Annotated in this window: 19 protein-coding genes; 10 read left to right on the forward strand and 9 right to left on the reverse strand. The window is 69.2% G+C overall.

All coding sequences use genetic code 11. The annotated features are described in order from the left end of the window. Positions 1-203 precede the first annotated feature (203 nt). Positions 204-578: a DUF2794 domain-containing protein gene (locus tag FV218_RS05175; RefSeq protein WP_056094989.1), complete on the forward strand. Its 375-nt coding sequence runs from the start codon at positions 204-206 to the stop codon at positions 576-578. A gap of 72 nt (positions 579-650) precedes the next feature. Here the strand turns inward: FV218_RS05175 and FV218_RS05180 are convergent, their stop codons facing one another. The 3 genes from FV218_RS05180 to FV218_RS05190 form a co-directional block, all read right to left on the reverse strand. Continuing rightward, complete coding sequence (locus FV218_RS05180; protein WP_056094992.1) at positions 651-1,418, reverse strand: Bax inhibitor-1/YccA family protein; 768 nt, start codon at positions 1,416-1,418, stop codon at positions 651-653. Between the two features lie 216 nt (positions 1,419-1,634). Next, a complete protein-coding gene (locus FV218_RS05185) occupies positions 1,635-4,211 on the reverse strand; it encodes an FtsX-like permease family protein (protein WP_147708937.1) in 2,577 nt (858 codons plus the stop codon). 2 nt (positions 4,212-4,213) lie between these two features. Next, positions 4,214-4,921: an ABC transporter ATP-binding protein gene (locus FV218_RS05190; protein WP_147708938.1), complete on the reverse strand. Its 708-nt coding sequence runs from the start codon at positions 4,919-4,921 to the stop codon at positions 4,214-4,216. Positions 4,922-5,104: 183 nt separating this feature from the next. Between FV218_RS05190 and FV218_RS05195 the strand changes: the two genes are divergently transcribed. Both FV218_RS05195 and thpR read left to right on the forward strand, forming a co-directional pair. Continuing rightward, on the forward strand, positions 5,105-5,734 hold the full coding sequence (locus FV218_RS05195) for an arylesterase (RefSeq protein ID WP_147708959.1): 630 nt from the start codon (positions 5,105-5,107) through the stop codon (positions 5,732-5,734). Continuing rightward, entirely contained in the window at positions 5,734-6,276 is a 543-nt protein-coding gene (thpR, locus tag FV218_RS05200) for an RNA 2',3'-cyclic phosphodiesterase (RefSeq protein ID WP_147708939.1), read from the forward strand. The genes FV218_RS05195 and thpR overlap by 1 nt, the downstream gene beginning before the upstream one ends. A gap of 249 nt (positions 6,277-6,525) precedes the next feature. Here thpR and eda read toward each other — a convergent pair whose 3' ends face one another. From eda to FV218_RS05215, 3 genes are all read right to left on the reverse strand, one after another. Further along, complete coding sequence (eda, locus tag FV218_RS05205; protein WP_147708940.1) at positions 6,526-7,143, reverse strand: bifunctional 4-hydroxy-2-oxoglutarate aldolase/2-dehydro-3-deoxy-phosphogluconate aldolase; 618 nt, start codon at positions 7,141-7,143, stop codon at positions 6,526-6,528. 28 nt (positions 7,144-7,171) lie between these two features. Continuing rightward, positions 7,172-8,995 carry a phosphogluconate dehydratase gene (gene edd, locus FV218_RS05210; protein ID WP_147708941.1) on the reverse strand — a complete coding sequence of 608 codons (1,824 nt, stop codon included), beginning with the start codon at positions 8,993-8,995 and terminating at the stop codon, positions 7,172-7,174. Between the two features lie 115 nt (positions 8,996-9,110). Further along, complete coding sequence (locus tag FV218_RS05215) at positions 9,111-10,586, reverse strand: SulP family inorganic anion transporter (protein WP_056095009.1); 1,476 nt, start codon at positions 10,584-10,586, stop codon at positions 9,111-9,113. 319 nt (positions 10,587-10,905) lie between these two features. Here FV218_RS05215 and FV218_RS05220 point away from each other — a divergent pair, with 319 nt between their 5' ends. Further along, positions 10,906-12,129 carry a GGDEF domain-containing protein gene (locus FV218_RS05220; protein WP_147708942.1) on the forward strand — a complete coding sequence of 408 codons (1,224 nt, stop codon included), beginning with the start codon at positions 10,906-10,908 and terminating at the stop codon, positions 12,127-12,129. Here the strand turns inward: FV218_RS05220 and FV218_RS05225 are convergent. Next, positions 12,108-13,979 (reverse strand): ABC transporter ATP-binding protein, encoded by a 1,872-nt coding sequence (locus FV218_RS05225; RefSeq protein ID WP_147708943.1) that lies wholly within the window; start codon positions 13,977-13,979, stop codon positions 12,108-12,110. The two genes, FV218_RS05220 and FV218_RS05225, sit on opposite strands and share 22 nt — an antisense overlap. Positions 13,980-14,071: 92 nt before the next feature. On the opposite strand from FV218_RS05225, the gene FV218_RS05230 reads away from it, so the two are divergent. The 6 genes from FV218_RS05230 (at position 14,072) to FV218_RS05255 (ending at position 18,311) form a co-directional block, all read left to right on the forward strand. Further along, complete coding sequence (locus tag FV218_RS05230) at positions 14,072-14,521, forward strand: tRNA (cytidine(34)-2'-O)-methyltransferase (RefSeq protein ID WP_056095019.1); 450 nt, start codon at positions 14,072-14,074, stop codon at positions 14,519-14,521. A gap of 116 nt (positions 14,522-14,637) precedes the next feature. Beyond that, on the forward strand, positions 14,638-15,315 hold the full coding sequence (locus FV218_RS05235) for a PspA/IM30 family protein (protein WP_056095022.1): 678 nt from the start codon (positions 14,638-14,640) through the stop codon (positions 15,313-15,315). Between the two features lie 28 nt (positions 15,316-15,343). After that, on the forward strand, positions 15,344-15,616 hold the full coding sequence (locus tag FV218_RS05240; protein ID WP_056095025.1) for a YiaA/YiaB family inner membrane protein: 273 nt from the start codon (positions 15,344-15,346) through the stop codon (positions 15,614-15,616). 60 nt (positions 15,617-15,676) lie between these two features. Next, complete coding sequence (hemF, locus tag FV218_RS05245; RefSeq protein WP_147708944.1) at positions 15,677-16,603, forward strand: oxygen-dependent coproporphyrinogen oxidase; 927 nt, start codon at positions 15,677-15,679, stop codon at positions 16,601-16,603. Further along, positions 16,600-17,181: a suppressor of fused domain protein gene (locus FV218_RS22640; protein ID WP_187272965.1), complete on the forward strand. Its 582-nt coding sequence runs from the start codon at positions 16,600-16,602 to the stop codon at positions 17,179-17,181. Before hemF ends, FV218_RS22640 begins: the two co-directional genes overlap by 4 nt. 8 nt (positions 17,182-17,189) lie before the next feature. Beyond that, positions 17,190-18,311, forward strand: coding sequence for an AAA family ATPase (locus FV218_RS05255; RefSeq protein WP_147708946.1), 1,122 nt, complete (start codon positions 17,190-17,192; stop codon positions 18,309-18,311). 110 nt (positions 18,312-18,421) lie between these two features. On the opposite strand, the gene FV218_RS05260 is transcribed toward FV218_RS05255, so the two are convergent. Together FV218_RS05260 and FV218_RS05265 are read right to left on the reverse strand one after the other, a co-directional pair. After that, entirely contained in the window at positions 18,422-21,109 is a 2,688-nt protein-coding gene (locus FV218_RS05260; protein ID WP_246684993.1) for an ATP-binding protein, read from the reverse strand. Next, positions 21,106-22,467 carry a TadE/TadG family type IV pilus assembly protein gene (locus tag FV218_RS05265; RefSeq protein ID WP_147708947.1) on the reverse strand — a complete coding sequence of 454 codons (1,362 nt, stop codon included), beginning with the start codon at positions 22,465-22,467 and terminating at the stop codon, positions 21,106-21,108. The genes FV218_RS05260 and FV218_RS05265 overlap by 4 nt, the downstream gene beginning before the upstream one ends. Positions 22,468-22,721 lie beyond the last annotated feature (254 nt).

The raw sequence follows: 22,721 nt of genomic DNA on the forward strand, positions 1-22,721 counted from the left end.
CGCTCAACGCGGCGCACGCGGGGCCTTATCACGGCGGAAAGATGGTGGTGCGTCAGCGCACCTGTTGCCGACGAGGCCGGGGCTCGCTCCCACATGGCCCGGCAACCGGATACGCTCCGCCCCTGCGCTGCGGGCGACCCTTGCGAGGGCACGGACGCGGGACCATCATCGGGACGACAGGACAATCGGGATCAGGAGCGACGATGAGCGAGAGGACAGGCGCTGAACCCAGGTCATCCGAGCCCGCGGCCCGGATCATTCCCTTTCCGTCCGCGCCCGTCCCTCCGCAGATCGCCTTCGACCGGGCAGAACTGCGCGTGCTGTTCAACCTCTACGGCCGCATGGTGTCGGCGGGCGAGTGGCGCGATTACGCCCTCGATTTCCGTCGCGACAAGGCGGTGTTCTCCATCTACCGGCGCAGCTCAGAGATGCCGCTCTACCGGGTCGAGAAGGACCCCAAGCTCGCCCGGCGCCAGGGCGCCTACGCGGTGGTGGCGGCCTCGGGCCTCGTCATGAAGCGCGGCCAGGATCTCGCCCGCGTGCTCGCCGTGCTGGAGCCGCCCCTGCGCGCGGTATGAACCGCTGCGCGCAATGAAAAAGGCCCCGGCAGTTACCCGCCGGGGCCTTGTCATGTCGGCCCGCCGTTCGCCTTAGCGACGGTCGCCGAGCAGGGACAGGAGCATCTGGAACATGTTGATGAAGTCAAGATACAGGGTCAGGGCGCCGTTGACCGACAGCTTGGCCGCACCCTCGGCATCCGCGCCGCTGTAGAGGAACATCTCCTTCAGCTTCTGCGTGTCGTAGGCGGTGAGGCCGGCGAAGATGAGCACGCCGAGTACCGAGATGGCGAACTGCAGGGCCGACGAGGCCATGAAGATGTTCACCACCGAGGCGATGATCAGGCCGATGAGGCCCATCATCAGGAACGAGCCCATGCCCGACAGGCTACGCTTCGTCGTGTAGCCGTAGAGGCTGAGACCACCGAAGGTCGCCGCCGTGATGAAGAACACCCGCACGACGCTGGCACCCGTGAACACGAGGAGCAGCGAAGACATGGACGCGCCCATCACCGCCGCGAAGGCGAAGAAGGTCAGCCGCGCCGAGGCCGCCGACATCCGCTCCATCCGCATGGAGAAGATGAAGATGAAGGCGAGCGGCGCCAGCATGATCACCCACTTGAGCGGGCTGGTGTAGAGAAGCTGGCCGAAGGGGGTCAGCGCCACGCGTCCGGTCGCCGTCTGCGCGACGGCGGCCATGTTGAGGCCGAGGGCCACGAGACCGGAGATCCCGAGGCCGATGACCATGTTGTTGTAGACGCCGAGCATGAAGGTGCGCAGGCCCTGATCGATGTCGACCTGGGTGCCGGCGTACCCCGTCGGCTGGGCGCCGACCCGGAAGGGACTGTTATCGAATGCCATGGGAGATTCCTTTGGAAGCTCTCTCAGCGTGTGATTTTATGAAACGAGGCTCACGCACAGGACCTCTGGCACCCTAAGATGCCTCGAACACAAATATGTTCCGTCCTCCCGCTTCGCACAAGAGGCCGGCCGAGCTTCGCCCGAGTGAATCTCGACCCTGCGGGGCCTGTTTTTATTGGGGTTATTCGGGATTAAAATGCGTTTCGCCCCATTCGGTCAGAACTGACGCAGGTAGGGTGCCGGCTTCTGCCCGAGGATGCGCCAGGTGCCGGCGAGGCCGAGCACGACGGCGAACACCACCGCCAGCGCCGCCGCAATCAGGGCGCCCGACAGGTCGAGGGTGAATTCGAGCTTCATCACCCGGGTGACGATGACCCATCCGGCGAGCGTCCCGGCGAGCAGCCCGAACACGGCCGTGGCGAGGCCGAGCGTGCCATACTCCAGGCTGTAGGCGGCGAGCAGGCGCCCCCGCGTCGCCCCCAGGGTCTTGAGAACGACGGCGTCGTAGAGACGGGCGCGGTGACCCGCGGCGAGCGCGCCCGCGAGGACGAACAGGCTCGCGACCACGGCGATGCCGCTGGCGCCGCGGATCGCGAGCACGAGCTTGCCGACCACGTCGTTGACGGCCTCCAAGGCTTCCTTGACCCGGACGCTGGTGACCGACGGGTAGGTTTTCGCGACGTCACGCAGGATGATCGCCTCGGCCTTCGCGTTGGAGCCATTGGGCAGTGTCAGGGTGGCGAGGTCCGAATGCGGTGCGCCCCGGAAGGTACCGGGCGAGAACACCATGACGAAGTTGATGCCCAGCGACCGCCATTCGACCTTGCGCAGGTTGGCGACCTTGGCGGTCAGCGTCCGACCGAGCACGTTGACCGTCACGGTGCCGCCGACGGACAGGTTCAGGCTGCGGGCGAGTTCGGCGTCGAACGAGACCAGGGGCGTACGGGCTTCTTCGGCGTTCCACCAGTTGCCGGCGACGAGGCGGGAGCCCTCGGGGATGTCCTCGGCGTAGGTGATGCCCCGATCGCCATCGAGGACCCAGGCGGCGTCCTCCGGCGGCTTGATGGCGGCGGCGGGCACGCCGTCGATGGCGGTGATGCGTCCCCGCATCATCGGCACGCGCTCGATCTTGGCGCCGGGCGCCTGAGCGCCCAGGAAAGCGTGGAACCCCTCCGAATCGGCCGCCGGGATGTCGAGGAAGAACAGGTTCGGCGCCCGGGCCGGCAGGGAGTTGCTCAGGGTGTTGCGGACGTTGGCATCGATGAGACTCAGGGTCACGAGGAGCGTGACCCCGAGGCCGAGCGACAGGACGATGGCGGGCGTGAGCGCGCCGGGCCGGTGCAGGTTGGCGAGCGCCATGCGGGGGGCGGCCGAGCGCGGGCGCGGCAGGCGCCGGGCGAGCGCCATCAGCCCGAGGGCGACGAGGCGCAGGAGCCCGAAGGCGATGGCCGAGGCGGCGATGAAGATCAGGGCGAGGCGCCGGTCGAAGGCCGTGGCCAGCGCCAGGGCCACGAGGGCCGCGAGGGCCGCGGCGAGGATCAGCTTGTAGCGCAGGCGCGTCTTCGCCGAGCCCGGATCGACCACGTCGCGGAACAGGCCCGAGACGGGAATGTCGTGGGCGCGGCCGAGGGGCAGGATCGCGAAGGCGAGCGCCGTCAGCAGGCCGTAGGCGGCGGCGAGGAGAAGTTCGTCCGGCGCCAATGTCGGGTTGAGGGGCAGCGGCAGGGATGTATGGAACAGGGCGTCGACGGCGAAGGGCAGGCCCGCGCCGAGCCCGAGGCCGATGGCGGTGCCCAGCCCGGCGATGAGCATCACCTGGGTCAGGTACAGGGCCACGATCTGGCCGCCGGGCGCGCCAACGCTCTTCAGAGTTGCGATGGAGCCGCGCTTGCGTTCGACGAAGGCCGCCACCGCATTGGCGACGCCGACACCGCCGACGATGAGGGCGGTGAGGCCGACGAGGGTGAGGAACTGGGTGAAGCGCTCGATGCTTTTCGCGAACCGCGGATCGGCGTTGGAGCGGGCCCGCATCTCCCAGCCGGCCTCGGGTGCTGCGGCCGCGATGACGGCTGCCCGGCGATCGAGTTCGGCGTCGCTCGCTTCCGGGAGCTGCAGGCGGTAGCTCCAGCGGTTGAGGCTGCCCGGCTGGATGAGGCCCGTGGCATCGAGGGCGGTGCGGGAGATCAGCATCCGGGGGCCGAAGCCGATGCCGTTGGCGATGCGGTCCGGCTCCGAGACCAGGGTGGCGCGGATCACGATGGGCGTGCCCGCCACGGTGATGCGGTCACCGATCTTGAGGTCGAGGCGGGTGAGCAGCACGGGATCGACCACGGCGCCGTACGCCCCCTCCCCCTGTGCCAGGAGATCGGCCAACGGTGCGGCCGGCTCCGTGACGAGTTCGCCCGTTGCCGGATAGCCGTCCTCGACGACCTTGAGTTCGACGAGCGCCGCGTCCCTGTCACCGGCGAGCGCCATGGCGCGCAGCGTCGTCACCACGGAGACGCGGCCCTGCGCGGTGAGCAGGTCGCGCTCGGCCGGCGTCGCCTCGCGGTTGATGAGGCTGTAGGTCAGGTCGCCGCCCAGGATGCGTGCGCCCTCGCGCCCGAGCCCGTCGCTGAGCGAGCGGGCGATGGAGGCGACGCCCGCGATGGCCGCGACCCCGAGGGCGATGCAGGCGAGGAACACCGCAAAGCCCGACAGCCCGCCGCGCAACTCGCGGCTGGCGAGGCGGAGGGTGAGGGGCAAGCCGCGTCGACGCTTGCGGGCGTTCGAGGACGTGAGAGTTCCGTGCATGGTCAGGCCGCCAGGGCCGCTTCGACCCGGCCCGAGCGCAGGCTCACGGTCCGGTCGCAGAGCCGGGCGAGGCCGGGATCGTGGGTGACGAGGACGAGGGTGGCGCCCCGGTCGCGCTTCAGGGCGAACAGGAGATCGACGATCTGCCGGCCCGTGGCCTCGTCGAGGTTGCCCGTTGGCTCGTCGGCCACGAGGATGGCTGGGTCCGGCGCAATGGCCCGGGCGATGGCGACGCGCTGCTGCTCGCCGCCCGAGAGCTGGGCCGGATAATGATGCAGACGGTGGCCGAGGCCGACGGCCTCGAGCTCGGCCATGGCGCGCGCATGGGCGTCGGGCTTGTCGGCGAGTTCGAGGGGCAGGGCCACGTTCTCCAGGGCCGTCATGGTCGGCACGAGGTGAAAGGCCTGGAACACGATGCCGATGCGCCGGCCGCGAAACCGCGCCAGGTCATCCTCGTCGAGGGCGCCGAGGTCCGTGCCTTCCACCACGATGGAGCCGGCATCGGGCCGCTCGAGGCCGGCCATGACCATGAGCAGGGTCGACTTGCCCGACCCCGAGGGTCCGACGAGGCCCACCGCCTCGCCCGCCGCCACATCGAGGGAGATTCCCCGCAGGACGTGAACACGGGCCGCTCCCCGCCCGAGGCTGAGGTCGAGACCCGTGAGGGAGATGGCGTGGGGCGCGCGGGCGGGTTCGGCCTTGCCGGACATCAATGGGAAACCGATCTGTGGGGAGATGGGATCGAAAACAGGCAGCGTCGGGGTTTTGTCGGAATGGGTCGGTGCTCAGTGTCACGTTTCACCCGCTCGGCCCTCCGGGCTGCGCGGTCACGCCTTTCCGATATGGCCCGCCGGGCTGCGCGGCGCCACGTTCGCTTCTCCGTGGTCGCCGTGATGGCGCTCTTTGCCGCACTCGGCGTCACCGCCTCCCCCGGGCGGACGGCACCGGGCGAGCGCCCGGTTGCCCTCGTGGCGTTCGGCGACAGCCTCACGGCCGGCTACCGCCTCCCCGGCCTGGCCGCTTTCCCGGCGGTGCTGGAACGGGCGCTTCAGGCCAAGGGCCGGGCCGTCACCGTGGCCAATGCGGGCGTCTCCGGCGATACCACCACGGGCGGCCTCGATCGCCTCGACTGGTCGGTGCCGGATGGGACCGATGGGGTGATTCTCGAACTCGGTGCCAACGACATGCTGCGCGGCACCGATCCGGCCGTGAGCCGCAAAGCCCTCCACACCATCATTGCCCGCCTGAAGGCCCGCAACATTCCGGTGATGCTCGCCGGCATGCGCGCCTCTCCGAACCTCGGTTCGGAGTACGTCGCGCGGTTCGACGCGATCTATCCCGATCTCGCGCAGGAATTCGGCCTCGTCCTGTACCCGTTCTTCCTCGCGGGCATCGCCGGCGACAAGGCCTACAACCTCGAGGACCGGCTGCACCCCAACGTGAAGGGCGTCGAAACCATCGTGGCCGGCATCCTGCCGAGCGTCGAAACCTTCCTTGATCGTCTGCAGGCCGTCAGCCGCTGATGCCGCGCCTGTTCACCGGCCTGGAAATCCCGCCCGCCATCGGCGAGATCCTCGCCCTGCGGCGCGGAGCCTTGACCGGTGCGCGCTGGATCGAGCCCGCCGACTACCACGTCACCCTGCGGTTCCTCGGCGACGTGGACGAGACAGTGGCGGAGTCCCTGCACGACGGACTCGCCGAGGCGCGTGCCCGCCCGCCCCTCGATATCGTCCTCGACGGGATCGGCGTCTTCGGTGGCGCGAAGCCGCGCTCGATCCTGGCCACCGTCGCAGGCGACCCCGCGCTGGCGGAACTGCACGCCGAGCACGAGCGGCTGGCCCGCGATGCCGGTGCGGAACCCGACACCCGCCGGTTCACGCCGCACGTCACCCTGGCCCGTCTCAACCGTCAGACGAGCGCATCCGACGTAGCGCAATACCTCACGGAATCGGGGGGCTTCCCACCCCTTCGCTTCACCGCGACACGGGTCGCCCTCTTCTCGGCCCGCGCCTCGATGGGGGGCGGCCCCTACCTCGTCGAGGCCGCCTACCCTCTGGACGGATAGGAGGCGCCCCGCATGGGATCCCCAAAGGCGGCGGTCAATCCTGGAAACTAATGCCCTGGAAGTTCGTGCGGAACTTGCCCGAGGTCGGCACATTCAGGCGCTTGCGATGGGACGGCGCTCGAGGAACCGGCTCTCGTAGCGGCCGCATCGCGCGTGACCCGCCCAGGCGCCCGAACGCCGTCTTCGCCGGGATGGCGAGCTGCAGGATGGGACTGCTTTTCCGACGGGCATCCGGCGGGCCGCCGCGGTTCAGGCGGTGCGCAAACGGCTCGCGACCTCGGCGGAACGGCGGATCACCGCCTCTTCGGGCAGTCCCGCCGGTACGACCCAGGAACCGCCGACGCAGATCACGGGCTTGAGGGCGAGCCAGTCGGGCGCGGTGGCTTCGGTGATGCCGCCGGTGGGGCAGAAGCGGACCTGATGGAACGGGCCGGCCAGCGCCTTCAGGGCCTTGATGCCGCCAGCGGCCTCGGCTGGAAAGAACTTGAACCGGTCGAGGCCATGGTCGAGGCCGCGCATGATGTCGGCCGAGTTGGCGATGCCCGGCAGGTAGGGGATGCCCCGGTCGATGGCCGCGCGGGTCAGCGGCTCGGTGAGGCCGGGGCTGACGATGAACTGCGCGCCCGCGTTGATGGCGGCGTCGAGATCGCGCGGGTTGAGCACGGTGCCGGCCCCCACCACGGCGCCCGCGACCCGCGACATGATGCGGATCACCTCGAGGGCCGCGGGGGTGCGCAGGGTCACCTCCAGGGCGGTGAGTCCGCCGGCCACCAGGGCCCGGGCGATGGGCTCGGCATGGGCCGCGTCCTCGACGACGAGGACGGGGATGACGGGAACGGAGCGCATCAGCGCGTCGATGCTGGTCATGGGACGGTCCTCAAGGGTGCGGGGTGGGTCAAAGGCCGGCGGCGGCCAGCATGGCGGAGGCACCCTGCTCGGCCCCGTCGGCGCCGTGGCGCAGGAAGGCGAACAGCTCACGCCCGGTCCCGAAGGCCGGGGGCGGCGCCGTCGCGTCAGCGCGCGACTCCCACTCGGCGGGATCGACGAGAACTTCGAGGCTGCCGTCCTCGGCACTGAGGCGCACCACGTCCCCGTCGCGGATTTTCGCCAGGGGTCCGCCGCCCAGGGCCTCGGGACTGAGATGGATCGCTGCCGGAACCTTGCCCGACGCCCCCGACATTCGGCCGTCGGTGACGAGGGCGACACGGAATCCGCGATCCTGCAGGACGCCGAGCTGGGGGGTGAGCTTGTGAAGCTCCGGCATGCCGTTGGCGCGCGGGCCCTGGAAGCGGACCACCACCACCACGTCGGTCTCGAGCTCGCCGGCCTTGAACGCCGCCATGACGTCGTCCTGATCGTCGAAGACGCGGGCTGGCGCTTCGATGGTCCAGCGCGACGGCTCGACGGCGCTGGTCTTGAAGGTGGCTCGGCCGAGGTTGCCCTTCACCAGTCGCATGCCGCCGTCGGCCTGGAACGGATGCGCGGGGCCGCGCAGGATGCTCTCGTCGTGGGATTTTTCGGGCGCATCCTCGAACACCAGGGCATCGTCCACGAGCTTCGGGTCGCGGGCATGGTCGCGGAGACGCGAGCCGGCCACCGTGAGGATGTCGTCGTGCAGCAGCCCGGCGTCCACGAGGCTGGCGATGACGTAGGACATGCCTCCGGCGGCGTGGAAGTGGTTCACGTCGCCGGAGCCGTTGGGATAGACTTTGGCGACCTGGGGGACCACGGCCGAGAGCCGGTCGAAATCCTCCCAGTCGAGGACGATGCCGGCGGCGCGCGCCATGGCCGGGAGGTGAATGGCGTGGTTCGTCGAGCCGCCGGTGGCGAGAAGACCCACCACGGCGTTGACGATGGCCTTCTCGTCGACGCAGCGGCCCAGCGGCCGGTAATCGTTGCCGTTGGCGCCGATCTCGGACAGGCGATGGACGGCGGCCCGCGTCACCGCCTGGCGCAGCTTCGTACCGGGGTTGATGAACGACGCGCCGGGCATGTGAAGGCCCATGACGTCCATCATCATCTGGTTGGAATTGGCGGTGCCGTAGAAGGTGCAGGTGCCCGCACCATGGTACGAGGCGGACTCGGATTCGAGCAGCTCGTCGCGACCGACCTTACCCTCGGCGTAGAGCTGGCGGACGCGCTGCTTCTCCTTGTTGGCGATACCCGAGGGCATGGGGCCGGCCGGGATCAGGATCATCGGCAGGTGGCCGAAGCGCAGGGCCCCGATGATGAGGCCCGGCACGATCTTGTCGCAGATGCCGAGCAAAGCGGCCGAATCGAACATGCCGTGGCTGAGCGCGATGGCGGTGGAGAGCGCGATGGTGTCGCGCGAGAACAGGGACAGCTCCATGCCGCGCTGGCCCTGGGTGACGCCGTCGCACATGGCCGGCACGCCGCCCGCCACCTGCGCCGTCGCACCGACCTCGCGGGCGAAGATCTTCATCTGCTCGGGGTAGCGCCCGTAGGGCTGATGGGCCGAGAGCATGTCGTTGTAGGCCGTGACGATGGCCATGTTCATGGTGCGTCCGGACCGGATCGCCGGCTTGTCTTCCCCGGACGCGGCAAAGCCGTGGGCGAGGTTGCCGCAATTGAGCATCGGCCGCTGGACGCCGTGGTCGCGCTCGCGGGCGATGAGGTCGAGATACGCCTGTCGCGTTTGACGGGAGCGTTCGATCACCCGCGCGGTGACGGCGGCAATCTCGGGGTGAAGCTCGGTCATGACTCTTCCTCGCGTGGCGCGAAGTCTGGAACCCTTCAAACCACGGTGGTGACGCCGTGGCTACCGGGGCGATCCCGTTCGCCTGGACAGACGGGGGCGTCTGTCGGTGGCGGGCTCAATGCCCTGAGGCAAGGGCCGCGCCGGGTTTGTCGTGGATGGCGAGGCGCTCCACCATCGAGGCCGTCGCGGCGTTCATGCCGACGATCTCGACGGGTACGCCGTGGCGGCGGAACTTCAGCACCACCCGGTCGAGGGCGTTGATTCCGGTGATGTCCCAGAAATGCGCCGCCGAGAGGTCGATGACGAGGCCGTCGAGATCACCCTCGCGAAAATCGAAGGCGGCGTGGAAGGCCTCGGCCGTCGCGAAGAAGATCTGTCCCGTCACCCGGTAGGTCCGCGTTGGTCCGGTGCGCTCGGAGCCGACGGCGAAGAACCGCGTCACCTTGTGGGCGAAGAACAGGCCGCTCAGCACCACGCCGAACAGCACGCCCCGGGCGAGGTCGTGGGTCGCCACCACCACCGCCACGGTGCCGAGCATCACGACGCTCGAGCTCTTCGGGTTCGTCGTCAGGGTAACCAGCGAGCGCCACTGGAAGGTGTTGATGGAGACCATGATCATCACGGCGACCAGGGCCGCCATCGGGATCTGCGAGACGTAGGGTCCGAGGACGACGATAAGGAACAGCAGGAACGCCCCGGCCCACAGGGTCGAGAGCCGGCCGCGCCCGCCCGACGTGACGTTGATCACCGACTGACCGATCATGGCGCAGCCGGCCATGCCGCCGAAACAGCCGGCCGTGATGTTGGCGAGGCCCTGGCCGGCGCATTCGCGGTTCTTGTTCGACCCGGTGTCCGTCATTTCATCGAGGATGGCCGCCGTCATCAAGCTCTCCAGCAGCCCGACCATGGTGAGGGTCAGGGCGTAGGGCAGGATGATCCGCAAGGTCTCCAGGGTCAGCGGCACCTGTGGCAGGGCGAAGACCGGCAGTTCGGTCGGCAGCGCCCCCATGTCGCCGACGCGGTGGATCGGCAGGCCGAACGCGATGGCGACGGCGGTCAGCAGGATGATGGTCACCAGTGGGGAGGGCACGGCCTTCGTGAGATACGGCAGGCCGTAGATCAGCGCGAGTCCGGCGGCCGTCATGGCGTAGACGGTGGTGCCCTGCCCTAAGAGTTCGGGCATCTGCGCGAGGAAGATGAGGATCGCCAGGGCGTTGACGAAACCGGTCACCACGGAGCGCGAGACGAAGCGCATGAGGTTGCCGAGCTTCAACGCTCCGGCACCGATCTGGAGGAACCCCGTCAGGATCGTGGCGGCGAAGAGGTGGCCGAGGCCGTGCTCCTTCACCAGGGTCACCATGACCAGGGCCATGGCGCCGGTGGCCGCCGAGATCATCGCCGGGCGTCCGCCGGCGAAGGCCGACACCACGGCGATGCAGAACGAGGCGTAGAGGCCGACCTTGGGGTCGACCCCGGCGATGAGGGAGAACGCGATGGCCTCCGGGATGAGGGCGAGCGCCACCACCGTCCCGGCCAGGAGTTCGCGCGTGATATCGGGAGCCCACTCGCTCCGCAGGTGTCGTCGGGTCATGAAGAAGGTCCGTCCACCCCGCGCGCCAGGCCCCAGGGGACGGCGTCGTCGGGAGATGCGTGAAGAGACACGCCGAAACAGGGCGTGCCGATGCGAGGCAGGGTTCCGCTTCGCGAGCGGCCTACGGCGGCCCGAGACGGCAATACAGGCGTGCGCGATCCTTCAGCATGACGGGCTCATACCATGGCGGCCTCATCATGCAACTCGGTGCTGCGCCGTCCGGTCTTTCCAGGAGACCCCGAACCTAAGTTTACGCAAAATGCAGGGCGTTCGTACGATAACAGGCGCGAATACCCATCGGAGCACCCGATTCGTCCTGATGCAGACCGAAATCGAGTCCAATTCACGCCGTCCCTGGTACGATCTGCGCTTGGCGGCGGCCCTCGAGGACCGGTTCCAGGTCGAGCAGGGCCGGCGCTCGGGCGCCTATCTCCGGTCGTGGCTGCTGGTCTTCGTCCTGTTCAACATCCTGTCTCTGAAGCTCGACTTCGACGCGTTCGGTCCGGAGGCCTTCGCGGTTCCGGCCGCCCTCACCCTCGGGGTGTTCGTACCCCTGACCGGCATGGGTATCCTGCTCCTGCACGGGCAGCCCTCGCCCCTGCGCCGGACCATCGTGGTGACGGTCGTGAGCCTCACGGACATGCTCATCGTCCTCAACAGCGCCCGGATCGTGCCGGCCGAGCACGCCAACGTCTACATCGTCCTCGCGGTCATCGTTCCCCTGGTGGTGGGCCTCATCGCCGACCTGTCGTTCCGGCACAGCCTCGTCTTCTGCGGCACCGCCTTCGCGGCCTATGGCGGCTGGATGGTCTGCATCCCGCCCGCCGACGTGGTTGGAAGCGGCCTGCCCGTCCTCGTGGCCTGCCTGATCCTCGTACCGATCAAGGGAAGCTACTCGCGCGAGCGCCAGGAGAAGCGGGCCTTCGTGCTCCGGCATGCTTTGGAGGCGGCCAATGCCCGCCTGACGGTCCTGTCGACAACCGACGCCCTGACCGGACTGGCCAACCGGCGCGTCTTCAACGACGCCCTGGCCGAAGCGTGGAACGGGGTCGGCGGAGAGGCGGGATGGTGCGCCGTGGTGGCCATCGACATCGACCATTTCAAGCGCCTGAACGATCTGGCCGGCCACCCCGAGGGCGACCGCTGCCTCGTCGCCGTCGCAGCCGCCCTCGACGAACCGACACGGGCGGCCGGTGGTCTACTGGCCCGCTACGGCGGCGAGGAGTTCATGGCGTTCTTCCCGGGAGCGACACCCGAGGAGGCCCTCGACCTCGGCGAGCGTCTGCGCGTCGCCGTCGAGGGGTTGGCGTTCCGCTGCGGCCGGGGCGGGTCCGCCTGGGTCGCGAGCGTCAGCATCGGCGTCACCGCCGCACACAGCGTCACCGGCGCCTGCGGCGTCGGGCCGGGTCACCTTCTCACCACCGCCGACGCGGCGCTCTACAGCGCCAAGCACAGGGGCCGGAACCGCGTCGAGGCCCTGCCGATCCGGGTGGAGACGGCCAACGGCGATTCCGGGCCCGCCTACTCGGCCGCATCCTCGTAGGGCGCGGTGACCGCGGCATCGCCGAGGAAGCCGCCCGACTGGCGCTCCCACAAGCGGGCGTAGAGGCCGCCCGAGCGAATCAAGACAGCGTGGGTCCCCTCTTCGACGATGCGCCCGGCCTCGATGACGATCAGGCGGTCCAGCGCCGCGATGGTCGAGAGGCGGTGGGCGATGGCCAGAACGGTCTTGCCCTGCATCAGTGTGTCGAGGCTGTCCTGAATCGCCGCCTCGACCTGACTGTCGAGGGCCGAGGTCGCCTCGTCGAGGATGAGGATCGGGGCGTCCTTCAGGATCACCCGCGCGATGGCGATCCGCTGGCGCTGGCCGCCGGACAATTTCACGCCACGCTCGCCGACCTGTGCGTCGTAGCCCGTGCGGCCCTTGTGATCGACGAGATCACGGATGAATCCATCGGCCTCGGCCAAGCGCGCCGCCCGCTCGACTTCGTGGAGGGTGGCGTCGGGACGGCCGTAGGCAATGTTGTCGCGGATCGAGCGATGCAGGAGCGAGGTGTCCTGGGTCACCATGGCGATGGCGTTGCGCAGGGACCCTTGGGTGACCCCGGCGATGTCCTGGCCGTCGACCAGGATTCGTCCGCCTTCGAGATCGTGGAGCCGCAGCAGGAGCGCCGTGACGGTGGTCTTGCCGGCACCGCTGACGCCGACGAGGCCGACCTTTTCGCCGGCCCGGATGTGAAGGTTCAGGCCCTCGATGATGCTGGCATCGCCGCGTCCGTAGTGGAAGCTCACGTCCTCGAAGCGGATGTCGCCGCCCGTGACGTTCAGCGTTGCGGCATCCGGCCGGTCGGTGATGGCGTGGGGCCGTGCGATGGTCTGCATGCTCTCCTGGATCACGCCGACATTCTCGAAGATGCCGCGCACGGTCTGCATCACCCAGCCCGACATGGCCATGAGGCGCAGCACCAGGGCGAGGCCGGCCGCCGCCTCGCCCGTGGTCATGCCGCCGCGCTGCCACAGGGCGAGGCAGACGCCCGCGGTTGCGACGATGAGGGTGCTGTTGAGGAGGCCCAGTACCGTGGTGGTGGAACTCACCAGCCGGAACTGGTGCAGGTACGCCTTGGTATGGATGTCCACGGCATCGCGCACGGCGGCGCGTTCCTCGCGGTCGCGCGCGAAGAGCTTCACCGTCAGGATGTTGGTGTAGCTGTCGACGATACGGCCGATGAGGGCCGAGCGGGTATCGGCGGTGACCAGCGACCGAGCGCGGGCGCGCGGCACGAACCACCGGGTCAGGGCCGCGTAGGCCACCACCCACAGCACCACCGGCAGGGCGAGCCACAGGGAGATCGAGCCGAACAGGCCCACCGCCGTGACCGCGTAGATCGCCACGTAGAGCAGCGTGTCGATGAACACGACGGCGAGTTCACGCACGGCCGGCCCGACCTGCACCACGCGATTGGCGAGACGCCCGGCGAAATCCGCCTGGAAGTACGAGAGCGAGTGGCCGAGGGTATAGAGGTGCGTGCGCCAGCGGATCTGGTTCGTGACCTGGGGCACGATGAGCTGGTTCGACAGGATTTCGTGCAGCCAGATCGTGATCGGCCGCACCACCAGCACCAATCCGGCCGCAAGGAGGATCTTGGTGCCGTGATCGGCCCAGAACGTCGCCCGGTCGGCGGTGTTGAGAAGATCGATGAACCAGCCCATGAGCAGGTAGAGCGACGCTTCGACGGTGCCGGCGACGACGGCGACGACGAACAAGGCGGCAAGCGCCGCCCGCACGGGTTTCAGGTAGAAGCCGGCGAAACCCGTCACGGTCTTGGGCGGCATGCGCCCATCGTCGAAGGGCGCGAACGTATCGATGCGGCGCTCGAGCCAGTCGAGGAACATGTCGTTTCCGATTTCCGGTTGCTGCAGCGACTCTTCAGCTAGGCGGTCCCCCGCCCCTGCCAACCGGGGGGCGATGCCGCACGAGGACACCCATGCTCCGCCTCGCCCTGTACCAGCCCGATATCCCGCAGAACACCGGCACGCTGCTGCGCATGGCCGCCTGCCTCGGGGTCGCCGTGGAGATCATCGAGCCGGCGGGGTTCGACGTTTCCGACCGGCACCTTCGCCGCTCGGGGTTGGACTACCTCGACCATGTGGCGATCACGCGGCACCGCTCCTGGGCCGCGTTTTCCGAGTGGCAGAAAAGTGTGGGCCTGCGCCTCGTGCTCGCGACGACGCAGGGCGCCCTGCCCTACACAGAGTTCGCCTATCGCCCCGGCGATTGCCTGCTCATGGGCCGGGAATCGGCCGGGGTTCCGGAGGCCGTGCACGCGGCGGCCGATGCCCGGGTGGTGGTGCCGATCCGGCCGGGGATGCGCTCCCTCAACGTCGCGGTCTGCGCCGCGATGATTCTGGGAGAAGGTCTGCGGCAGACCGACTGATTCTCCAGATAAATTTGAACGATGTGCATACTCGCACTTGAACACTGTTCAATCCGTGGCATCTTCCTCGGCGACGGGGAGACCGGTTCCCCCGTCGGTCCCTTGGGAGACAGCCCATGTTCAACCTGTTTCGAACCCTCGCCCGGGGCGCCGCCGCCCAGGCCCGGGAAGACCTCATCGACCGCAACGCCCTGCTGATTCTCGACCAGCAGATCCGCGAGACTCGGGTCTCCCTGGAGCGCAGCCGCATGGCGCTCGCCGCCGCCGTCGCCGGCGACAAAGCGGAGGCGCGCCGCCTCACCGAGGTCGAGGCCCGCGCCACGGATCTGGAAGAGCGCGCGGTCGCCGCCCTCGACGCCGGCCGCGAGGATCTGGCCCGCGAGGCGGCCGACGCCATCGCCGAACTGGAAGCCGAGGCTGAGGCGGTCCGCACGGCGCGAACGCGGTTCGCCCGGGAACTCACCCGCATCCGCGCCGTAGTAGCCGATGCCACCCGCCGTCAGGCCGAGCTGGAACGCGGCCGGCGCATCGCGGCCGCCGCCGAGTCCGCCCGCCGCCTCGGCGTCGCCGCCGCCCCGGAGGACCGTGCCACCCTGCGCGAGGCCGAGGCGACCCTGGCCCGCCTGCGCAGCCTCCAAGCCCAAAGTGCCGACACGGAAGCGGCCCTGACGGAGGCAGAGCCCGGCGCCGACATCGCCGAGCGCCTGGAGCGTGAGGGGTTCGGCAAGCCGACCCGCCCGACGGGTAGCGCGGTGCTCGAACGCCTCCGCCGCCGTTCCACCGCCGAAGCCTGATCCCCCCCTCACCTCAAGGACCACCCCCATGTCCAACGAAACCACGCAGCATTCCGGCGCCTGGGTCGCCTTCACCTACGCGTCGTTCCTCGGCGCCGCCCTGATGGTGGCGCTCGGCATCCTGTTCATGCCCATCGACATCTGGATGAAGGGCTACTTCGCCATGGGGGTGATCATGCTGGTCCAGTCCTGCATCACTGCCACCAAGACGGTCCGCGACGTCCACGAGGGCCGACGCATGGTCAACCGCATCGAGGACGCCAAGACCGAGCGGCTGCTGATGCAGGTGGGCAAGGATTGAACAAGAATTGAAGGCCGATGGCGAATTGACGCCCGCCCGGCGGGATGGGACATCGGGGCCATGCAGCGCCCCGATACGCCCTTCACGCCCCTGCCCGCGCACGAACTCGACGCCCTCAAGGGCGAGGCGACGGCGTGGTTCACCACCCTGCGCGACCGCATCGTCGCCGCCCTGGAGGCCCTGGAGGACGAGGTGACAGGTCCGTTCGACAAGGACGCTCCTTCGACGCCGGGAAAATTCGAAAAAACGCCGTGGGAGCGCACGGACCATACCGGCCGGCCCGGCGGCGGCGGCACCATGGCGATGCTGAAAGGGCGCGTCTTCGAGAAGGCAGGCGTCCACGTCTCGGCGGTCCACGGCGAGTTCGCCCCCGAGTTCCGCGCACAGATGCCGGGCGCGGCGGAGGACCCGCGCTTCTTCGCCACCGGCATCTCGCTCATCGCGCATCCGTGGAACCCGAACGCGCCCACCGTCCATATGAACACCCGGTTCGTCGCCACCACCCGGACGTGGTTCGGCGGCGGCGCCGACCTGACGCCGGTCCTCGACCGCCGCCGCACCCAGGACGATCCCGACAGCCTCGTGTTCCACGCGGCGATGAAAGCCGCCTGCGACGCCCACGCGCCGGCCGCCGACTACGCCCGCTACAAGGCGTGGTGCGAGGAGTACTTCTACCTGCCGCACCGCAAGGAGCCGCGCGGCATCGGCGGCATCTTCTACGACTATCACTGGACCGGCGACCCGGTGGCGGATCTCGCCTACACCCGCGATGTCGGCGGGGCCTTCCTGAAGGCGTACCCTGCCATCATGCGCGCCAATTTCGAAAAACCCTGGACCGAAGCGGACCGGCTGGAGCAGCAGGTCCGGCGCGGGCGCTACGTCGAGTTCAACCTGCTGCACGACCGCGGTACGATCTTCGGCCTCAAGACCGGCGGCAACGTCGCCTCGATCCTGTCGTCCCTGCCGCCGACCGTGCGCTGGCCGTGAGCGCGGACATCACCGAGGCGAACCGCACCGTCGCCAAGGTCCTGGCGAAGACCTTCGGCGGCGCGCCCTCCGTCGCCCGCCACCGCGACGAGGCCGGCAGCCACGTGGACATCCTCGCCTGCCGCGACGCGCCGCAGGCGGGCGTGACCTCCTACGGAACCGTGACGCTGGCCAACCATCCGATCATTCTCGACGGCGCGGAGTTTCCCGCCCGCGCCGAGATCTTGGGACTCTGCGCGAGCGAGACGGAGGGCTTTGCCGGCATCCTCGCGGCCTGCGCCTTCCACGTCATCGACAGCGGCTGGTTCCTGGCTCCCGGCATCGTGTTTCCCGGGGTGGTCGCGGCTTCCGGCGCGTCCCGGACGCTGGCCCACGTGATGTTCGTGCCTCCGACCCTGTGGCAGACCCCCATCGAGACGATGGAGTTCGACGGCCGCCCCCTGGGGTTCCTCATGGCCCAGCCCATCGCGGAGCCCGAGTACGCCTACGCGCAGGAGCATGGCGGCGACGCCCTCGAAGAGCTGTTCGCGGTACGCGGGATAGACCTGTTCGACATCCACCGGCCGTCGGTGGTCTGAGGTCCGCGATGAGTGATACCACCCTGCCGACCCGATTCGCGCCCCAGCAGGACGCGGCCCTCAAGGCCATCGCGGCGTGGCGCAAGGGCGGGGGCTCTCAGGTGTTCCGCCTGTTCGGCTACGCCGGCACCGGAAAGACGACGCTGGCGCGCCGCATCGCCGACGACGTCGACGGCACGGTGGTGTTCGGCGCCTTCACCGGCAAGGCGGCCTCGGTGATGCGCGCCAAGGGCTGCCACGACGCGGCGACGATCCACAGCCTGATCTACCGCACCAAGGAGACTGAGGAAGGCGGCCCGGCCTTCACCCTCAACCGCACGGGGCCGATCTCGAAGGCCGAGCTCGTCATCATCGACGAATGCTCCATGGTGGATTCGGACCTCGGCAACGACCTCCTGTCCTTCGACAAGCCGGTGCTGGTGCTTGGCGATCCGGCGCAGCTGCCGCCCGTGCGCGGTGGCGGCTTCTTCACCGAGGCCGAGCCCGACGTGATGCTCACGGACGTCCACCGCCAGGCCGCCGACGACCCCATCGTCCGCATGGCGATGACGATCCGCGAGGGCGGCAAGCTCACCATCGGGGAGTATGGGCGCAGCCGCGTGGTCGCGCGCCGCAGCCTCGACCCGAACGAGGTCATCGCGGCCGATCAGGTGCTGGTCGGCATGAACAAGACCCGGCGGCTCTACAACAACCGCCTGCGCGAGATCGCCGGCCACATCGACCCGATGCCGGCCGTGGGCGAGAAGCTGGTGTGTCTCCGCAACGACCGCACGAAGGGCCTCCTCAACGGCTCGACCTGGACGGTCCAGGCCCAGCGTGCCGCCCAGCGCCCCGATACCATCCGCCTCGACGTGGTACCCGACGACGACCCGGCGCTCCGCCGCCGCCCCGTGGACATCAAAGTGCTGCGCGCGGTGATGTCCGGCTCGGAAGAAGAGATCCCGGCCTTCCTCCGCCGTGAGACCGACGAGTTCACCTACGGCTACGCCCTCACCGTCCATAAGGCGCAGGGCTCGCAATGGGACAGCGTGGTGCTGTTCGACGAATCCTTCGCGTTCCGCGAGCACCGGGCGCGGTGGTTGTACACGGGCCTGACGCGGGCCGCGGAAGCGATCACGGTGGTGGTTTGAGAAACTGAGGGGGGCTTCGACTCCCCGAGATCCGGTCCACCGAGCGTTGGGCGCGTCGATCGCGAGTTCAGCCGAAGCTCATTGCGATTCCACGCCTCGGGCCGGAGCGCCTACGCCGCCTCCCGCAGCCGCATCCGCTCGGTGATCGCCGCCAGGGTCTCGGCAGTCAGGACCTCGACAGCCGCGATGGCGTCAGAATCCGGCAGGCCGCCTTGCGTACGAGCCACCTCCTCCATGGTGGCGAGGCGTGCGGCGAGGGCCCGGCCGCCGATGTTCAGGCTCATGGACTTGAGGCTGTGCGCGGCGCTGGCGAGCGCCGGCGCGTCCTCCGCCGCGCAGGCTGCCGCGATCCCGGCGAGGGCGACGGGGGCGTGCTCTGCGTAGAGGGCGACGATGCGCTGGGCGAAGCCGCTGCCGGCTGAAAGCGCCATCTCGACGAGGCCGGTGACGACCTCCTCGTCCAGGAGGCTGTCCGACGCCGGCGCGATGGTCTCGGGCATGACGTCGGAGAACCCCGTTCCCTCGACGTCGAGGAAACCCGACAGCATGGCGGCGAGCGCCGACAGGGTGAAGGGCTTGGTCAGGGTGCCGTCCATGCCGGCGTCGCGCCACGCTTCGGCGGCCGCGCCGATGACGTGGGCGGTGAGCGCCACGATGGGGACCCGCCGGCCGGACTCCGCCTCTTCGGCCCGGATGGCGCGGGCGGCGTCGTAGCCGTCGAGGACCGGCATGCTGCCATCCATGAGGACGAGATCGAAGGTCGTCGTCCGGCAGGCCTCGACGGCCTCCCGGCCGTCCGCGACGGTGACGATCGCGGTGATGCCACAGCGGGCCAGGGCCTCGCACGCGACCTCGCGGTTGACGGCGCTGTCGTCGGCGACAAGCACCCGCGCACCGGGGAACTGTGCCAGGGCCGCGCGCACGGGCGCGGTCCGCCCGGCGGCGGCGAAGGGCGCGCCGCTGGCGAGCGCGCCGAGTGCCCGGTCCCACTCGTCCTGAACCACGGGCCAGCGCAGAATGTCATCGGCCAAAGCCGCCTCCAGGACCGCGCCGGCGGCCGGATCGCCCATGCGGGCGATGGCGAGCACGCGGCCCGTAACGGTGGGACGGTGCCCGAGGGCGACGAGGTCGGCCGCATCGCAGATCCAGTGGGCCGTGGCAGCCTCCGCCGCGTCGGCTAGGACAGGCACGAAGCCCGCACCGCCGAGACGCGCGCGCAGGCTCTCGGCGGTGGCGGCGCCCGCCGTCGCCACCACGACGAACTCGGACACGTCGTCCGCGCGATGCCCCCCGACGATCACCTCGTCCATGGCCTCCAGGGGCAGTTCGGCCCAGAAGGTCGAGCCCTCGCCCAGGATGCTGTCCACCCCCATGGTGCCGCCCATGGCCAGCGCCAGGCGGTGCGCGATGGAGAGGCCGAGGCCGGTGCCGCCGAAGCGCCGGGTGGTGGATTGGTCGGCCTGGGAGAAGGCCGAGAAAATGGTGCCGACTTTTTCCGCGGGAATGCCGACCCCGGTATCGCGCACGCTGAGGCGCAAATGCGCCGGTCCGGCCCGCTCCAGGCTCACCAGCACGTGGCCTTCGGGCGTGAATTTGAGGGCGTTGTTGACGAAGTTGGAGAGGATCTGCCCGAGGCGCACGGGGTCGCCGACGATGCGGCGCGGCACGTCGGGGGCGATGAAGGCGGCGAGATCGAGGTTCGCCTCGCGCGCCTTCTCGGCGAACAGCGAGACCACCGTATCGACGACCTCGGCGGGCTCGACGGGGATGCGCTCGAGGTCGATCTTGCCGGCCTCGACCTTTGCGAAATCGAGGATGTCGTTGATGATGGCGAGAAGACTTTGCCCCGAGCGGGCGATGACCTCGGCGTAGCGCTTCTGCCGGTCGGGCAGGTCGGCGGCGGCCAGCAACTCGGCCATCACCAGCATGCCGTTGAGGGGCGTGCGGATCTCGTGGCTCATGGTGGCGAGGAAGGCGGATTTCGCGCCGTTGGCGGCTTCCGCCGCTTCTTTGGCCTCGTGCAGATCGGCCGTGCGGTCGGCGACGTCGCTCTCCAGGCGTTCGAGGTGGCGGGTGAGCCGGTCGCCGCGGTCTTGCACGGTGGCGAGAAGCGCGTTGAAGGTGCGGGCCAGCACGCCGACCTCGTCGTCGCGCACGATGCGGGCCGCCCGCCCGTAATCCTCGTCCGTCCGGACCCGCTCCATGGTGGCGGCGAGTTCCGCGATGGGCTGGGTGATGGATCGGTGTAGGCCGTATGAGACGGCGAGCCCGAGGGCCAGGGCCAGGAGCGAGGCGAGGGCCGACGCCTTCAGGATGGCAAGGAGACGGTCGGCGAGGTCGGTGGTGTCGGCCACCAGCACCAGGGTGCCGACGGTGAGGCCGGCGTGCAGGATCGCGACGCGCACCTGCGCCGTGCGGCTTCCGAGGAGCCAGAACGGCGAGCCCCCGGCATCGAGATCGATGTCGCTGTCGAGGCGGATGGCGAGCCCCTGGTCGGCCAGGGTCGAGCCGTCGGAGCGCTCGATGCCGACATAGACGAGGTCGGGCCGGCGGGCGATGGCGCTGAGCGTCCGGGTCGCCTCCGCAGCGTCGGCCTCGGCCACGGCCCGCGCGCTCGATGCCGCGAAGACCTGGGCGATGGTCGAGAGGGATTCGCGCTTGGTCTCGGCGTAGCGGTGGACCTCCTGCCACAGGTTGAAGGCGGCCGCCGCCAGGAGGGCGAGGGCGACGGAGGCCAACACCGCGAGCGCCAGCCGTCCGGCTAGAGAGCGGAAGACGGGCAGGCGGTGGGCGGTCACTGCGAGAGTTCCGTATCGGCCGAACTCGGACCCACACCTCTGGGCACTGGCACGTCGGTGGCGCCGTAGCGGGCGTTGAGGATCAGGTTGGGGCCATCATAGAGGTTGATGAGCCGGGCGATGATCACCGTGTAGGCCGACTGGTCGGCGACGGGCTTCTTCGAATCGATGATGAGCCGACCGGACGGCAGATAGATGGTGCCGAGCAGCGTCCGCGCCTCGTCGCTGATGATGCGGTACTCGCGCAACGGCAGCGGGCCGCCGGGCGGGGGCTTGGATTTCCCCTTGCCGCCGAGCGGCAGCGGCAAAGGAATTGGGATGGTCAGGGTGCGCTCCTCGAAGAACAGCAGGCCGCGCATGACCCCGTCCTTGGGAGCGGTGAGGCTGATGACGCTCTTTTCGTCGAACAGCAAACCGGCCCGCAGGCCCATGAAGTAGAAGCCAACATTGACCCCCTCCAGCGAACTCTTCTTGTCCACGACGAGGGGGCCGTCTTTCATGATGTACACGCCGGGCCGGAGCGTCACCTGCGCGCCCTTGGTGATGTGCAGGCCGCCGCAATAGGTGCCGGGGCTGAGCGTCGCCGTGGTGGTGATGACGTTCTTGCCGTAGGCCGGATCGTCGAGGGAGCCGATGAGCATCATCGGGTTGAGGAGATTCGCAATGTTGAGGCACGAGGCGGATTGCGGCGCCTCACGGTCGGCCAGGGGGTCGCGGATCATCGGGCAACCCGTGGCCGGCGTGGGCAGGAAGTTGGCTTTGCCGAAGTAGCCGCCGGCCGAGCAGGTCGAGAGGGCCTGGGCGACGGCCGCATTCTCACCCTGGATGCCCGCCGGATGGAGGGAGTTCGAGTAGAGCGAGCAGTCCGTGGCGGTGATCCGGGCGGCACTCTCGAGGTGGAACGCACCCATGGAGAGGGGGTCGAGGGCGAGCAGGCACAGGCGCGTGGTGCCGGCGAGCTTGGCCGTCGACTGGACGCTGACCTCGAGGGTCGGAAGGTTCAGGAGCCGGCCCAGGGTCAGGACGATGGTTTCCGACAGGGTCACGCGCACGCTCGAATGGTTGCCCAGAACCTCGGCCGTCGCCGCGACGGGTCGCTGGCTTCCGGCCTGGGCCCGGGCCATGGCGATGGCGGTGCGGACCGCGCTCGCATCGTCGGCATTGGCGAGCTTGAACTGGTTGACGCCGGCGATGCTGCCGCTGTCGGCCGCGCGCTGAAGCTCGGCCCGACGCTTGATCAGGGACGCATACTCCACGGCGGCGGCGCTCATCCCGGTGACGACGGGAAGCAGCAGCGCGAAGATCAAAACAATGCCGCCGCGTGTGTCCTTGGCGAAAGCGGCGAACGACCGATGCATCTCTCAGCTCCTGCGCCAGGGATGACGCGGATGCGTTGAGATTGGCTGAATATCAATTGGTTGTAGGATTTTTGATCCTGCAACCCAGGAATGGTCGATTCTTACTGGTAACTACGGTTCAAATAACGTTTTTGTTATAAAGACGAGGCTTGGCTGCAGAATGGACGGCCAATTAACTCTTGTTGCGCCATAGACGCGCGAGTGCGTCGTCGTTGCGCCGCACGCAGGTTTCGCAAACGCCGTGCTCCCGCCAG

The sequence above is a fragment of the Methylobacterium sp. WL69 genome, assembly GCF_008039485.1.
Lineage (GTDB): Bacteria > Pseudomonadota > Alphaproteobacteria > Rhizobiales > Beijerinckiaceae > Methylobacterium.

Bases quoted from the DNA above. Each gene is read 5' to 3' on its own strand.
- FV218_RS05180 (WP_056094992.1), bottom strand. From the start codon at position 1,418: ATGGCATTCGATAACAGTCCCTTCCGGGTCGGCGCCCAGCCGACGGGG.
- FV218_RS05175 (WP_056094989.1), top strand. From the start codon at position 204: ATGAGCGAGAGGACAGGCGCTGAACCCAGGTCATCCGAGCCCGCGGCC.
- FV218_RS05265 (WP_147708947.1), bottom strand. From the start codon at position 22,467: ATGCATCGGTCGTTCGCCGCTTTCGCCAAGGACACACGCGGCGGCATT.
- FV218_RS05220 (WP_147708942.1), top strand. From the start codon at position 10,906: ATGCAGACCGAAATCGAGTCCAATTCACGCCGTCCCTGGTACGATCTG.
- FV218_RS05235 (WP_056095022.1), top strand. From the start codon at position 14,638: ATGTTCAACCTGTTTCGAACCCTCGCCCGGGGCGCCGCCGCCCAGGCC.
- FV218_RS05190 (WP_147708938.1), bottom strand. From the start codon at position 4,921: ATGTCCGGCAAGGCCGAACCCGCCCGCGCGCCCCACGCCATCTCCCTC.
- FV218_RS05240 (WP_056095025.1), top strand. From the start codon at position 15,344: ATGTCCAACGAAACCACGCAGCATTCCGGCGCCTGGGTCGCCTTCACC.
- thpR (WP_147708939.1), top strand. From the start codon at position 5,734: ATGCCGCGCCTGTTCACCGGCCTGGAAATCCCGCCCGCCATCGGCGAG.
- eda (WP_147708940.1), bottom strand. From the start codon at position 7,143: ATGACCAGCATCGACGCGCTGATGCGCTCCGTTCCCGTCATCCCCGTC.
- FV218_RS05215 (WP_056095009.1), bottom strand. From the start codon at position 10,586: ATGACCCGACGACACCTGCGGAGCGAGTGGGCTCCCGATATCACGCGC.
- FV218_RS05255 (WP_147708946.1), top strand. From the start codon at position 17,190: ATGAGTGATACCACCCTGCCGACCCGATTCGCGCCCCAGCAGGACGCG.
- FV218_RS05225 (WP_147708943.1), bottom strand. From the start codon at position 13,979: ATGTTCCTCGACTGGCTCGAGCGCCGCATCGATACGTTCGCGCCCTTC.
- FV218_RS05185 (WP_147708937.1), bottom strand. From the start codon at position 4,211: ATGCACGGAACTCTCACGTCCTCGAACGCCCGCAAGCGTCGACGCGGC.
- FV218_RS05230 (WP_056095019.1), top strand. From the start codon at position 14,072: ATGCTCCGCCTCGCCCTGTACCAGCCCGATATCCCGCAGAACACCGGC.
- edd (WP_147708941.1), bottom strand. From the start codon at position 8,995: ATGACCGAGCTTCACCCCGAGATTGCCGCCGTCACCGCGCGGGTGATC.
- hemF (WP_147708944.1), top strand. From the start codon at position 15,677: ATGCAGCGCCCCGATACGCCCTTCACGCCCCTGCCCGCGCACGAACTC.
- FV218_RS05195 (WP_147708959.1), top strand. From the start codon at position 5,105: ATGGCGCTCTTTGCCGCACTCGGCGTCACCGCCTCCCCCGGGCGGACG.